This is a genomic window from Burkholderia sp. FL-7-2-10-S1-D7 (genome assembly GCF_001524185.1).
GTDB classification, from domain to species: domain Bacteria; phylum Pseudomonadota; class Gammaproteobacteria; order Burkholderiales; family Burkholderiaceae; genus Burkholderia; species Burkholderia diffusa.
The window spans coordinates 417,198-430,785 of record NZ_LOWY01000100.1; the positions used below are offsets into that span (position 1 = coordinate 417,198).

The window sequence follows — 13,588 nt, forward strand, 5'->3', positions numbered from 1 at the left end:
CGGAGCGGGGCGGCAGTCCCATGCCGGGGAAGTGAAACCGGGCCAGAACGCGGGCATTCGAACCATTCAAGGGGAGCAGGAAAACGTGGCTGAAGTCACTGAGCGCGCGCCGTCGAAGCGGCGTACGCGCGGGCGGCCGCTGGCGGACGCATCCGTCGGTCCGGACGTGATACTGCGCGCCGCGCGCCGCACGTTTGCGAAGCGCGGCTACGACGCGACGAGCGTGCGCGAAGTCGCGCGCGAGCTGGGCATCGACGCGGCGTTGATCGCCCATCACTTCGGCACGAAGGAAACGTTGTGGCTGGCGGTCGTCGAGCAGATCGTCGAGCTGGCCCAACCGATGTTCGACGCGCTGCGTGCATTGCGCACGTCGTCGCTGCCGCATCGCGAGCGCGTGCGGCGCGCGCTCGAGCTGTGCGTCGATCACGAATTCGACGAGCCCGACATGGGCATGTTCTTCTCGACGGCGGCGACCGAGGAGGGCGCGCGGCTCGACCGGCTGCAGGAGCGGCTCGTGCGCCCGTATCACGAGGTGATGTTCCCGCTGCTGGCGGAAGCGGTGGAGGCCGGCGAGATTCGGGCGGCGGACCCCAACGTGTTGTTCTTCATGATCGCGAGCGCGATCGGCATGACCGTGTCGTACAGCCACATGATGCGGGAGTTCACGTCGCTGCCCACGCGGCAGCACGAATTCAGGCAGGCCGTGCTCGCGGTCGCGCTCAATATCCTCGGCGATTGAGCGCCGCGCGCGCGATGCGCGCGGTCATGTCGCCGCAATCGGCCTCGGTTCGTGCACCGCGTTGCGCGCGCTTTCGCGCAGCGCATCGACGAGTGGCGACGGCGTGCGGTACGGGATCGTCAGCTCGTATGCGAGCGGGCTGCCCGTGCCGGTCAGTTCGCATAACGTAATATCGTGCGTCTGCATCGGCACGAACAGGCGCGGCATCAGCGCAACGCCGATGCCACCCGCGACCAGCCCGGCCGTCGTCTGCATCTGGCGCGGCTGCTGGACCACGCGCGGTGCGAAGCCCGCCTGCGCGCACGCCGTCACGAGTACGCGTCGGCGAAGGCCGGCGTCGAAGGGTTCACCGTCGCGCTCGCGCGCGAACTCGGGCCGCGCGGTGCAACGGTCGATACGTTTGCGCCCGGTTACATCGCCGAGACGCGCTTCTTCGGCGACGGTGGCGTCGCGCCGGTCATCGCGGCGACCAATCGCGAGCGGACGCCGGCCGGCCGCGCTGGCCATCCGGACGATATCGCGGACGCGGTCGCGTGGCTCGCCGGGCCGCGTGCGTCATTCGTCACCGGCGCGACGATCGCGGTGAACGGTGGTTGGCGCGTCGGTTGAGGTGAGGGGACAATGCGGCGCCGGGCAGCGCGCATCAGTCGAGATCCGGCGGCCCATCGCCGAGCCAGCGCCGCGCGCCAGGCCCGTTGCGGCCCGCGCGGTCTTCCGGGTTCGTCAGCTTGCAGCGCTTCAGCGACAGGCAGCCGCAGCCGATGCATTCGTCGAGGTTGATGTAGAGCCGCTGCAACTCCTCGATCCGGTTCGCGACGCGCTGCTTCCAGCCGCGCGACAGCCGCTGCCAGTCCTTGTTCGTCGGCGCGGTGTCTTCCGGCAGGCTCACGAGTTGCTCGGCGATCTCGTCGAGCGAATAGCCGATCTTCTGCGCGAACACGATGAACGCGATCAGCCGCAGCACCGCACGCGAATAGTGACGATGGCTCGAGCCGTTGCGGTGCGACTTGATAAGCCCACGCTTCTCGTAGAAGCGCAGCGTCGATGCCGGCACGCCGCTGCGCGCGGCTACTTCGCGGATCGACATCAGCGGCCATTGCGTGGTTTCGTCGATACCCATGACGTCCTCCGGAAAAGCTTGACTTGAAGTTAACTTCAACTTTTATGCTACGCGGCAGTTTAACCCGTCGCGAGGCATCATGCTCTTCTTATCCCCAGGCAGGACGTCGCCTTTGAGCGCGGCCTGCGCGTTGCTGCTGACGTTGTCGGGCTGTCATGACGGCAAAGGCGAATCGTCGGTCCATCCTCTGCCCGAAGTCGGCGTGACGACCGTCGCGCCGCGCACGGTCCGCCTCGCGGACGAATTCAACGGACGCGTCGAAGCGGTCGACGCGGTCGAGTTGCGACCGCGCGTGAGCGGCTATCTGCAGCGCATCGCGTACAAGGAGGGCGACCTCGTCGCGCAGGGCGCGGTGCTGTTCGAGATCGATCCACGCCCGTACCGGATCGCACTCGACCGCGCGAACGCGCAGCAGCAGCGGGCGCGCGCGGCCGCGAGCCTCGCCGATGTACAGCTCAAGCGCGTGCGGACGCTGATCGATGCGCATGCAACCTCGCAGGAGGAACTCGACAACGCGCGCTCGACCGCGGAGCAGGCGCGCGCCGACCTGCGGGCGGCCGACGCGGCCGTCGCGGACGCGAAGCTCAATCTCGGCTTCACCGAAGTGCGTTCGCCGATCTCCGGGCGAGTCGGCCGCGCGATCGCGACCGCCGGCAACCTCGCGCGCGCGGACGAGACGCTGCTGACGACGGTCGTGTCGCAGGACCCCGTCTACGTCTATTTTGACTGCGACGAGCAGAGCTACCTGCGCTACAACGCGCGGCGCGACGACCGGAAGCATCGGGCGATCGGCGCGGACCCGGTGCGCGTGGGCCTCGCGAACGAGACGGGCTTCCCGCACGCGGGCACCGTCGATTTCCTCGACAACCGGCTCGATCCGCAAACCGGCACGATCCGTGCACGCGTGCGGCTGCCGAACGCGGATCACGCGTTCACGCCGGGCCTCTATGCGCGGGTACAGCTCGTCAGCGGCCGCGACCAGGACGCGCTGCTCGTCGACGACAAGGCGGTGCTCACCGACCAGGATCGCAAGTACGTATACGTGATCGGCGCCGGCGACAAGGCGCTGCGTCGCGACGTGACGATCGGCCGTGTGCTGGACGGCGAGCGGATCGTCGAGAAGGGGCTGCAGCCAGGCGATCGCGTGGTCGTCGACGGCGTGCAGCGGATCTACTATCCAGGTGCGCAGGTGAAGCCGAAGGCGCTGGCCGTGCATGCGGACGCGGGCACCGGGCCGGGCAGCGGCATGCAGGCCGTGGCCGACGCCGGCGCGCCGGTCGCGCAATAACGGGAGACCTGCGATGGATTTCTCCCGATTCTTCATCGACCGGCCGATCTTCGCGGTCGTGCTGTCGATCGTCATCTTTGCGCTCGGCCTGATCTCGATCCCGATGCTGCCGGCCGGCGAATATCCGGAAGTCGTGCCGCCGAGCGTCGTGGTGCGTGCGACGTACCCGGGCGCGAACCCGAAGGAAATCGCCGAATCGGTCGCCGAGCCGCTGGAGGAAGCGATCAACGGCGTCGAAGGGATCATGTACATGAAGTCGGTCGCGGGCTCGGATGGCAGCCTGCAGGTCGTCGTCACCTTCCTGCAGGGCGTCGATCCCGACACGGCCGCCGTGCGCGTGCAGAACCGCGTGAGCCAGGCGCTGTCGCGCCTGCCCGACGAGGTGCGCCAGTACGGCGTGACCACGCAGAAGCAGTCGCCGACGCCGCTGATGTACGTGAGCCTCTATTCGCCAGACAACAGCCGCGACTCGCTGTACCTGCGCAACTACCTGACGTTGAACGTGAAGGACGAGCTGTCGCGCCTGACCGGCATCGGCGATGTCGGCGTGTACGGCTCCGGCGACTACGCGATGCGGCTCTGGCTCGACCCGAACCGGCTGGCATCGCGCGGGCTGACCGCGAGCGACGTGATCGCCGCGGTGCGCGAGCAGAACGTGCAGGTATCGGCTGGCCAACTGGGTGCGGAGCCGACGCCGAAGAAGAACGACTTCCTGCTGTCGATCAATGTGCGCGGCCGGCTGCGCACGGTGCAGGAATTCGGCGACATCGTGTTGCGCAACGGCGACGACGGCCAGGTCGTGAAGCTATCCGACGTCGCGCGCGTCGAGCTCGGCGCGGGCGACTACACGTTGCGCTCGTATTTCAACGACCGGCATTCGGCCGTGGTCGGCATCTTCCTGTCGCCGGGCGCGAACGCGCTCGAGGTGGCGAAGGCCGTGTATGCGAAGTTCGACGAGTTGTCGAAGCGTTTCCCGCCGGGCATCGCGTATCGCCCGGTGTGGGATCCGACCGTGTTCGTGCGCGAATCGATCGGCGCGGTGCAGCACACGCTGATCGAGGCCGTCGTGCTGGTCGTGCTCGTCGTGGTCCTGTTCCTGCAGACGTGGCGCGCGTCGATCATCCCGCTCGTCGCGGTGCCGGTGTCGGTGGTCGGCACGTTCGCGTGGCTCTATCTGCTCGGCTATTCGATCAACACGCTGACGCTGTTCGGGCTCGTGCTCGCGATCGGGATTGTCGTCGACGATGCGATCGTCGTGGTCGAGAACGTCGAGCGCAACATCGCACAGGGGCTGAACCCGCGCGACGCCGCGCATCAGGCGATGCGCGAGGTGTCGGGGCCGATCGTCGCGATCGCGCTCGTGCTGTGCGCGGTGTTCGTGCCGATGGCGTTCATGTCGGGCGTGACCGGCCAGTTCTACAGGCAGTTCGCGGTGACGATCGCGATCTCGACGGTGATCTCCGCGATCAATTCGCTGACGCTGTCGCCCGCACTCGCCGCGAAGCTGCTGCGCCCGCACGGCACGCCGAAGGATGCGCTCGCGCGCGTGCTCGACCGCGCATTCGGCTGGCTGTTCCATCCGTTCAACCGCTTCTTCGAGCGCAGCTCCGACCGCTATCACGGCGTCGTCGGTCGCGCGCTGAAGCGGCGCGGCGTGGTGTTCGCCGTCTATGCGGTGCTGCTCGCGGCGACCGCGCTGCTGTTCAACGCGGTGCCGGGCGGCTTCATCCCCGTGCAGGACAAGCTGTACCTGTTCGCGGGCGCGAAGTTGCCGGAAGGCGCATCGCTCGCGCGCACCAGCGAGGTGACCGAGCAGATGACGAAGGTCGCGCTCGGCACTGACGGTGTCGAGATAGTGCCGGCATTCGCCGGGCTGAACGCGCTGCAGGGCGTGAACACGCCGAACATCACGAACTCGTACGTGATCCTGAAGCCGTTCGACCAGCGCCACCGCAGCGCCGCGGAAATCAACGCGGACCTGAACGCGCGCCTCTCGGCCATCGGTGGCGGCATTACCTATGCGCTGATGCCGCCGCCGATCCAGGGCCTTGGCAACGGCTCGGGCTATTCGCTGTACCTGGAGGATCGCGGCGGGCTGGGCTACGGCGCCTTGCAGAACGCGCTCACCGCATTCCAGGCCGCGGTCGCGAAAACGCCGGGGATGAGCTACCCGGTCAGCTCGTACCAGGCGAACATCCCGCAACTCGAAATGAAGGTCGACCGGTTGAAGGCGAAGGCGCAGGGCGTCTCGCTGACCGACCTGTTCAGCACGCTGCAGGTCTATCTCGGCTCGATGTACGTGAACGACTTCAACCTGTTCGGCCGCGTGTACCGCGTGATGGCGCAGGCGGATGCCGGTCACCGGCAGACGGCCGCCGACATCGCGAATCTGCGCACCCGCAACGCGAAGGGCGAGATGGTGCCGATCGGCTCGATGGTGACGGTCGTGCCCGCGTACGGGCCGGATCCGGTCGTCCGCTACAACGGCTATCCGGCTGCGGACCTGATCGGCGACGCGGACCCGAAGGCGATGTCGTCGTCGCAGGCGATCGCGAAGCTGCAGCAGATCGCGAAGGACGTGCTGCCGCCGGGCATCACGCTCGAATGGACCGACCTCAGCTATCAGCAGGTCACGCAGAGCAACGCGGCGATCGTCGTGTTCCCGCTCGCGGTGATGCTCGTGTTCCTGGTGCTCGCGTCGCTGTACGAGAGCTGGACGCTGCCGCTCGCGGTGATCCTGATCGTGCCGGTATGCATGTGCGCGGCGCTTTTTGGCGTATGGCTTTCCGGCGGCGACAACAACGTGTTCGTGCAGGTCGGTCTCGTCGTGCTGATGGGCCTCGCGTGCAAGAACGCGATCCTGATCGTCGAGTTCGCGCGCGAGCTTGAAATCCAGGGCAAGGGCGTGATCGAAGCCGCGCTCGAGGCGTGCAGGCTGCGGTTGCGGCCGATCGTGATGACGTCGGTCGCGTTCATCGCGGGCGCGGTGCCGCTGTTGATCGGCAGCGGCGCGGGCAGCGAGGTGCGAGCGGCCACCGGCGTCACCGTGTTCGCGGGGATGCTCGGGGTCACGTTGTTCGGGCTGTTCCTGACGCCCGTGTTCTATGTGGCGATCCGCAAGCTCGCGGGCGGCACGCCGGCCGTGTGGAGCGAACAGCACGGCACCCTCGAAGGAGAAAACCGATGAGCGCCGCTTTCCGTCTTTCCGCGCTCGTGATGTCGTTGACGCTCGCCGCGTGCGCGGTCGGCCCCGATTTCAAACGGCCAGACACGGCGGCTGCCGCGCGCTTCGCACGCGACGCGCATCCGGCCACGCAGGACGCGACGTCGCCGGACGCGTCGGCTGCTGCCGATGCCGCGTTCTGGGGCGGCTTCGGCGATCCGGCGCTGACGCAGCTGATCGACTCGGCGCTCGCGGCGAACCACGACCTGCAGGTCGCCGTCTCGCGCTACGACGCGTCGAACGCGTTGCTGTCGCGTGCCACGTTCGACCGCTATCCGACGATTACGGCGAGCGGCCAGGTCGGCCACCAGCTAATGAGCAAGGACCAGGCGTTCGGCGCACCGCGCAGCCAGCGCGATACGCCGATGTCCAATGTCGGGATCAACGCGGCGTGGGAACTGGACCTGTTCGGACGCGTGCGCAGGTCGATCGAGTCGCAGCGTGCGGAAACGGCCGCGAGCGCGGCCGACGTACGCGCGGTGCGTGTCGTGATCGCGAGTGAGGTCGCGAGCACGTACGTGGATCTGCGCGGCTCGCAGGAGCGGCTGCGGATCGCACGCGAGAACGCCGACAACCAGAAGCAGACGCTCGCGCTGATCAATGCGCGCGTCGGCGCGGGGCGCGGTTCCGAGCTCGATGCGGCGCGTGCGCGCGCACAGTACGAATCGACGATGTCGCGGATCGCCGTGTATGAATCGGCGATCGGCGTTGACGAGCACCGGCTCGCGGTGCTGACCGGACAGACGCCGGATGCGCTGATCGGCCGGTTCGACATCCCGAACGACGACGCATCGAAAGGCACGCCGGTGCCACTGCCGGCGCTTGCCGCCGACATCGATCCCGGCACGCCGGGCGACCTGCTCCGCAGGCGCCCCGATGTCGCGGCTGCCGAGGCACGGCTGCACGCGGCGACCGCGCGGGTCGGCGTCGCGACGGCCGACCTGTTTCCGCGCTTTACGCTGTCGGGGCTGCTCGGCAGCGCGACGAGCAGCTACGGGTTCTTCCGTGCGGGCAGCGACACGAACCTGATCGCGCTCGGCGTCGACTGGTCGTTCCTCGACGTCGGCCGCGTACGCGCGCGGATCGCGGCGAGCGACGCGGAGGCGGCCGGCCAGCTCGCGCAGTACCGGCAGACCGTGCTCGGCGCACTGGAGGAAACCGAGAACGCGCTGCTGCGCGTTGCCCGCACGCGGGACGAGACCGCGCACCTCGTGCGGGCGGCGGACGACAGCGCACGCGCGGCGCAGCTTGCGCAGACGCGCTTCGCGGCGGGCGCGATCGACTATTACGAAGTGCTCGACGCGCAGCGGACGCTGCTGCAGGCGCAGGACGCGGCGGCCGACGGGCGGATGCGCAGCGCGGCGTCGACGGTCGTGCTGTACAAGGCGCTCGCGGGAGGCTGGCCGGCGGGAACGGCGCAGGCCGCACCGGGGCCGGTCGCGCGATCGGTGCAGTAGCACGCCGGGCCGCGAGGCAGCCTGGCGCGGTTCGTCCGCCCGCCGTTCAACTGGGGGCGGAGCGCCGACCCGATGTCCGCTGACGGCAGCCCAGCGCTTCGCCGCCGCACCTGCCTTGCATCGCCCGCACCGCATGCGCGGCGAGGCAAACGGACGATTTCCCGCCGCGAAACATTGTTCTCCTTCGTCGTAAACGTCTCGAATGCGTGATATTTGCGCCGCCCGATCCGGTTTAGAGTGGCCGCAAATCGATGACGATGTGTCGTATGGCCGAAGTCGCAGGCCGTACCGATGCACCAGAGGAGCTGGAGACAAATGGCTGAAGGCAGGATTACGCAAGTTGAATCGTTCGGTTTCGAGCGGATTCCCGACGCATCGCGCTATGCGCGGCCGATCGATCTGTTCCGGCTGCTGTTCGGCGGCTGCAATACGTTTTCCACGTCGGTGCTCGGCAGCTTCCCCGTGCTGGTCGGGCTGTCGTTCAAGGCGGGCGTCGCCGCGATCGTGCTCGGCGTGCTCGCCGGCACCTGCATCCTCGCGCCGATGAGCCTGTTCGGTCCGCGCAACGGGACGAGCGACCCCGTGTCGTCCGGCGCGCATTTCGGCATCCACGGCCGGATCGTCGGTTCGTTCCTCGCGCTGCTCACGTCGATCGCGTTCTTCTCGCTCGCGGTGTGGAGCTCGGGCGACGCGCTCGTCGGCGGCGCGCACAACATGGTCGGCGTGCCCGTCAACGGCTTCACGCTCGGCGGGGCCTACATGGTGTTCGCGGTGCTCGTGCTGATCGTCTGCATCTACGGCTTTCGCTTCATGCTCTGGGTCAACAAGATCGCCGTGTGGGCGGCGAGCCTGTTGTTCGTCGCCGGCCTGTTCGCGTTCGCGGGGATGTTCGACATCAACTACGCGGGCAAGCTGAGCCAGGGTAGTGCAGGTTTCTGGGCCGCGTTCGTCGGCGCGGTGCTGGTCGCGTTGAGCAACCCGGTGTCGTTCGCGTCGACGCTCGGCGACTGGGCGCGCTACATCCCGCAACAGACGCCGAAGCGGCGCGTGATGGGCGCCGTGTTCGCTGCGCAGATCGCGACCTTCGTGCCGTTCTTCTTCGGCCTGGCGACCGCGACGATCATCGCGTCGAAGGCGCCCGCGTTCATCGCATCGAACGACTACGTCGGCGGGCTGCTCGCCGTGTCGCCGCGCTGGTTCCTGCTGCCGATGTGCCTGATCGCGATCATCGGCGGGATGTCGACCGGCACGACCGCGCTTTACGGCACGGGCCTCGACGTGTCGAGCATGTTTCCGCGCTTCCTGAACCGCGTGCGTGCGACGCTGCTGATCGGCACGATCGCGATCGCGTTCATTTTCGTCGGCCGTTTCTGGTTCAACCTCGTCGAAAGCGTCGCGACGTTCTCGACGCTGATCGACACGTTCAGCTGCCCGTGGATGGCGATCATGGTGATCGGCTACGTGACGCGTCGCGGCTTCTATCTCGCCGACGACCTGCAGGTGTTCAACCGCGGGCTGCGGGGCGGCCACTATTGGTTCACGCACGGGTGGAACCTGCGCGCGATGGGCGCGTGGCTGCCGGCGGCGTTCATCGGGCTGTCGTTCGTGAACCTGCCGGGCCAGTTCGTCGGGCCGCTCGGCAACCTGGCTGGCGAGCTCGATCTAAGCGTGCCGGTGTCGCTGCTCGTCGGCGGATTGCTGTATTTCGTATTGCTGACGCTGCATCCGGAAGCGGAAGGTGTGTACGGCCCGAACGGACGCTTCCTCGTGCGCGGCCGCAGGCAGGCGGAGCGTGGCGTCGGCGCGCCGGCGATCCAGCCGAAGGGGTATTGAGCGCCGCATCGCTTGCTGCTTCGTTTCGGAAGCCATCGTGCCGCCGCGCGGGAAAACCGCCGGCGGCATGATCGTTTTCGGATCCGTGATGGTCGGTGCGGATGAGAAGCCTGACCTGTCCGTCGACCCCGCAGCGGATCAGTGGAACGTGCTGCCTGCGAGCATCCCGCCGTCGACGATGAATTCCGCGCCCGTGCAATACGCGGATTCGTCGGACGCGAGAAACAGCACGAGGCTCGCCACTTCGTCGGGCTTGCCGATGCGCGCGATCGGCAGCCCGCTGTAGATCGACGATGGGTCGAAATCGGCGTATTCCGGCGGGCGTGCCATCACCGTGTCGATGCCGCCCGGATGGACCGAGTTCACGCGGATTCCATAGCGGCCGAACTCGAGCGCGGCTGCCTTCGTCATCCCGCGCACCGCGAACTTGCTCGCCACATACGCGCTGCCGCCGGCCACGCCTTCCATGCCGGCCGTCGACGACACGTTGACGATCGAGCCGCCGCCCGCGTCCTTCAGCGCGGCCAGTGCCGATTTCATGCCGAGCCAGCAGCCGACCTGGTTGACGTCGATCACCTTGCGATAGTCGTCGAGCGAACAGGACTCGATCGGCACGAGCTTCAGGATCGCCGCGTTGTTCACGAGGATGTCCAGCCGGCCGAAGTGCGCGAGCGTCGCATCAACGGCGGTGTGCCAGTCGTCTTTGTTCGTCACGTCGAGATGCTGGTAGCGCGCGGCGTTGCCGAGTTCGGCCGCGACGCGTTGTCCGGCGTCGTCCAGCACGTCGGCGATCACCACGCGTGCGCCTTCGGCGACGAACCGGCGTGCCTCCGCCTCGCCCTGGCCGCGGGCACCGCCCGTGATCAGCGCCACCTTGCCTTCGAGTCGTTTCATCGTGTTTGCTCCTGTGAGTGAAAGGGGACGCACGAGCCCGCTCATGCGGCGGCCGACGCGTCGATGATGCTGATGACCGGTCCGGCGCCATCCCATGCGCGTGTTTCGGTGATGCCGCGCGCGATCGTGTCGCGCATGCCGGCGCCTTCGATCACTTCAGCGCGCACGCCGGGATCGCCGGCGTCGTCGAGGTAAGCGACGCGCGTGACCGGGTTGCGCGCTTCGAACACGACGCGCAGGTCAAGCGCCGTGAGTTGCGCAACCGCGGCATCGAGATCCTCGACCCCACATGCGACGTGATGCAGGCCCGCGAGCGGTTGCACGTGCATGCCGTGGTACGGCGACGGCGCGTCGTTCGTCACGTGGATCAGTTCGATCTGCCGGTCGTCGGGATACGCGAGCCCGACGTCGATCGTGACCTTCACCGCTTCACCGAGGTAGCGGCCGTCGAGACGCGCGTCGCGGGACACGGTCCACCGGACCGCATCGTGGCGGGCGCCAGCGCGCGATGCTGCGGTCGAGATCGGCAATCGCATAGCCGATCTGGTCGACGGGGCTTTGGACGGGCGCATTCATGGTGTCTCCGTGGCGGGGGCGCGAGCGGGCGCGGCGCCGTTCGATGCGGCATGCGACGAATGACGGCCATGATGACAACAAACCTGGCGCTTCGTGCCATCCATACGGACTAGCCGCGGGGGACACGGCGCGGTGAGGGAGAAGCGAGTGGGCGCCGCCGCGTGTTCGGGCTCTCGACCGTCACGTATCCGCTGTTTTCGTGGCGCGCGGCCGCGCTGTCGTAGACGGCAGCACGGTGCCGCACCGCGATCTCCATCGCGCCACGCTGGCCGCGCTGTCGGACACGTTCGGCGACGTGCTGACGACCGGACAAGTGCTCGCGCTCGACGTCGCCTGATGCGCGCGCGGCCGGGCTCGAGCCGTGCGCGGCGGCGCGCAGGCGGACGACGGTCCTGGTGCGGTCAGGCGGGTCGAGGCGGCGTGGCGGCGAAGCCCGATGCGGGGGCGTTCGCGCGTGCCGGGCAGCACTCAGCCGCGAGGTCGGCCGCGCATCGGTGCACGGCCCGCCCGATCAGAACATCGTGTTTGCGTTCGCGGCGTTTTCGGGCACCGGCTGGATCACGTCCCAGTGCTCGACGATCTTGCCGTCCTTCACGCGGAAGATGTCGACCACAGCGTCGCCGCGATCGCCCGGCCGCTCGGTCGCATGCACATGCAGATAGACGAGGTCGCCATCGGTCGAGCTGCGGACGATCTGCGCGCGTGATTCGGGGTTCTTCTGGAACGCACCGACGAAGTACGACACGAACGGCTTCTTGCCGTCGGGCACGTGCGGGTTGTGCTGCTTGTAGCCGTCGGCGACGACGGCGGCAGCCGCGACGGCTTCGTGCTTGTTGAAGAAGCGGTCGTAGAACGTCAGCACGAGCTGGCGGTTGGCTTCCTCGGCGGCCAGGTCGCGCGTGACATGACCGGCGGACAGCGCAGCCGTCGATGCGGCAAGCAGGACGAACGCGGCAACGGCGCGGACGGGGGAGCGGAGCGATGACATGTGGCGGGTTCCTTGTCTGGTGATTCGTGGGTGGGCGCACGGTGCGCGACCGCGGACGACGCCGATCGTCATCATCGGCGGGCGAAGGGGGCAGTGGCGCACAACCGCATGCTTCGCAGAACTTGAAAATCCGTGCGGCCATCGAGTCGATCGAATGGTACAGTTGCCGCGAACCCGTCACAAGAAGTCACTGCGGTGTGAACAGGTCACGCCGCGGTGACCTGCATTGCCCGTGAAAGAGAATCCAGTCATGTCGTTTCCGTCCGCCGACGAATCCGTCGAACTCGTTCAGCCGTGCCCGATCCGCGATGTGCTCGACCGCATCGGCGACCAATGGAGCCTGCTCGTGATCGAGGCGCTGTCCGGCGGCACGATGCGTTTCAATGAACTCGCCCGCACGATCGGCGACGTATGGAAACAGATGCTGTCGCGCACGCTCAAGCGGCTCGAGCAGGACGGCTTCGTCAGCCGCACACTCTATGCCGCGGTGCCGCCGCGCGTCGAATATGCGCTGACGGACCTCGGGCGTTCGTTCCTGACGCCGATGGACGTGATGATCCGCTGGGCCGACGAACATCATCGTGCGATATGCGCCGCACGTCGCCGCGCACGCGAGTTGGAGAGCAGCGGGCGTTGAGCGGAGTGCGTCGTGCGGGCGTGTGGCGCTCTGCGACTGTATGCGTGTGTTGCTGCAGTATCGGATGATTTCGTTATCCGAACGTTGTGAGTGCGTGGTTTACGCATGCGGCGTCGCGAAGGGGGCAACACACGCGCGACGATTGGCGTTTGAAGGATATGAACGGTCGTGGCGGGGGGGGGCAGGCGGGATCCGCATCCACCCGGTCGGTCGGTTCGTATGCAGGACAGGGCGGCGTGTCGATCGACAAGTGCATGGAAGCGGCGGCTCCGCGCCGACCGATGGCCGGCGCGGGCGACTCATCGCCAGGTACCGTCGACGTAGACCCACACTTGACCCTGGCGCCGCCAGTATCCAGGCACCCACCTACGCCCGGGGCGGCGGGCGACCCAGCGGCCGGACACCCATATATAGCGGCCGCGCTGCCAGCGCCAGTAGCCGTCGGTCCAGATATAGCCGTGCGGCCGCGGCGGCGGTGGCCGGCGATCATGCCTCGGTGCGGGCGGCGCGAAGCCCGGGCGATTGGAATGTGGCGGCCTGCCGGGGCCCGGAGGCGGTCCGGGAGGCCTATACCTGGGCGGTGCGGGTTGGGCCGAGGCGGTGCGCAGCCAACCGCCGGTGGCGGCGACGGCGGCGGTCAGTCCGATGGTGCGCAACAGCGAACGCCGATTCATGGCGAGTCCTCTATCTAATATGTAATCGGGGCTGCCGTTACATTAGCCTGCCGGGCCTGCGGCCGGGTTACGCGGGTCATCAAGGCTGTTACCGCATGTCACGACGGCTTGCTGGCAGCCGGGGCGCTTGCCGCCGGTCCCACGCGGCAGGCGCTGACG

General features: G+C 67.9%; 11 protein-coding genes and 3 pseudogenes. 8 read left to right on the forward strand and 6 right to left on the reverse strand.

Features of this window, described 5'->3' with window-relative positions:
* Window positions 1–85 precede the first annotated feature (85 nt).
* Window positions 86–739 carry a TetR/AcrR family transcriptional regulator gene (locus tag WS75_RS30025; protein ID WP_059686124.1) on the forward strand — a complete coding sequence of 218 codons (654 nt, stop codon included), beginning with the start codon at window positions 86–88 and terminating at the stop codon, window positions 737–739.
* Between the two features lie 24 nt (window positions 740–763).
* On the opposite strand, the pseudogene WS75_RS33105 reads toward WS75_RS30025, so the two are convergent.
* Window positions 764–1,072, reverse strand: a pseudogene (locus WS75_RS33105) (LysR substrate-binding domain-containing protein); the annotation flags it as partial.
* Here WS75_RS33105 and WS75_RS30030 point away from each other — a divergent pair.
* Window positions 1,055–1,348: pseudogene (locus WS75_RS30030) on the forward strand (SDR family oxidoreductase); the annotation flags it as partial. The pseudogenes WS75_RS33105 and WS75_RS30030 overlap by 18 nt on opposite strands.
* Before the next feature lie 34 nt (window positions 1,349–1,382).
* Here WS75_RS30030 and soxR read toward each other — a convergent pair.
* Window positions 1,383–1,859, reverse strand: coding sequence for a redox-sensitive transcriptional activator SoxR (gene soxR, locus WS75_RS30035; RefSeq protein ID WP_059686125.1), 477 nt, complete (start codon window positions 1,857–1,859; stop codon window positions 1,383–1,385).
* 79 nt (window positions 1,860–1,938) lie between these two features.
* On the opposite strand from soxR, the gene WS75_RS30040 reads away from it, so the two are divergent.
* From WS75_RS30040 to WS75_RS30055, 4 genes are all read left to right on the forward strand, one after another.
* On the forward strand, window positions 1,939–3,147 hold the full coding sequence (locus WS75_RS30040) for an efflux RND transporter periplasmic adaptor subunit (RefSeq protein ID WP_059686127.1): 1,209 nt from the start codon (window positions 1,939–1,941) through the stop codon (window positions 3,145–3,147).
* A gap of 13 nt (window positions 3,148–3,160) precedes the next feature.
* Window positions 3,161–6,334, forward strand: coding sequence for an efflux RND transporter permease subunit (locus WS75_RS30045; protein ID WP_059686130.1), 3,174 nt, complete (start codon window positions 3,161–3,163; stop codon window positions 6,332–6,334).
* Window positions 6,331–7,827 carry an efflux transporter outer membrane subunit gene (locus tag WS75_RS30050; RefSeq protein WP_059686133.1) on the forward strand — a complete coding sequence of 499 codons (1,497 nt, stop codon included), beginning with the start codon at window positions 6,331–6,333 and terminating at the stop codon, window positions 7,825–7,827. Before WS75_RS30045 ends, WS75_RS30050 begins: the two co-directional genes overlap by 4 nt.
* 315 nt (window positions 7,828–8,142) lie before the next feature.
* On the forward strand, window positions 8,143–9,660 hold the full coding sequence (locus WS75_RS30055; RefSeq protein ID WP_257129479.1) for a purine-cytosine permease family protein: 1,518 nt from the start codon (window positions 8,143–8,145) through the stop codon (window positions 9,658–9,660).
* Window positions 9,661–9,798: 138 nt separating this feature from the next.
* Here the strand turns inward: WS75_RS30055 and WS75_RS30060 are convergent, their stop codons facing one another.
* Together WS75_RS30060 and WS75_RS30065 are read right to left on the reverse strand one after the other, a co-directional pair.
* The gene (locus WS75_RS30060; RefSeq protein WP_059686138.1) at window positions 9,799–10,554 is read right to left on the reverse strand and encodes a glucose 1-dehydrogenase; all 756 of its coding nucleotides are present in this window, start codon (window positions 10,552–10,554) and stop codon (window positions 9,799–9,801) included.
* Between the two features lie 41 nt (window positions 10,555–10,595).
* The gene (locus WS75_RS30065; RefSeq protein WP_257129480.1) at window positions 10,596–11,090 is read right to left on the reverse strand and encodes a VOC family protein; all 495 of its coding nucleotides are present in this window, start codon (window positions 11,088–11,090) and stop codon (window positions 10,596–10,598) included.
* Window positions 11,091–11,347: 257 nt separating this feature from the next.
* Here WS75_RS30065 and WS75_RS33110 point away from each other — a divergent pair.
* A pseudogene (locus WS75_RS33110) lies at window positions 11,348–11,467 on the forward strand (cysteine hydrolase); the annotation flags it as partial.
* Between the two features lie 174 nt (window positions 11,468–11,641).
* Here the strand turns inward: WS75_RS33110 and WS75_RS30070 are convergent.
* Window positions 11,642–12,118, reverse strand: a complete 477-nt coding sequence (locus WS75_RS30070) for a nuclear transport factor 2 family protein (protein WP_059686140.1) — start codon at window positions 12,116–12,118, stop codon at window positions 11,642–11,644.
* Between the two features lie 250 nt (window positions 12,119–12,368).
* Between WS75_RS30070 and WS75_RS30075 the strand changes: the two genes are divergently transcribed.
* Complete coding sequence (locus tag WS75_RS30075) at window positions 12,369–12,755, forward strand: winged helix-turn-helix transcriptional regulator (RefSeq protein ID WP_059686143.1); 387 nt, start codon at window positions 12,369–12,371, stop codon at window positions 12,753–12,755.
* A gap of 299 nt (window positions 12,756–13,054) precedes the next feature.
* Here the strand turns inward: WS75_RS30075 and WS75_RS33115 are convergent, their stop codons facing one another.
* Window positions 13,055–13,429 carry a YXWGXW repeat-containing protein gene (locus WS75_RS33115; RefSeq protein WP_082729788.1) on the reverse strand — a complete coding sequence of 125 codons (375 nt, stop codon included), beginning with the start codon at window positions 13,427–13,429 and terminating at the stop codon, window positions 13,055–13,057.
* Window positions 13,430–13,588 lie beyond the last annotated feature (159 nt).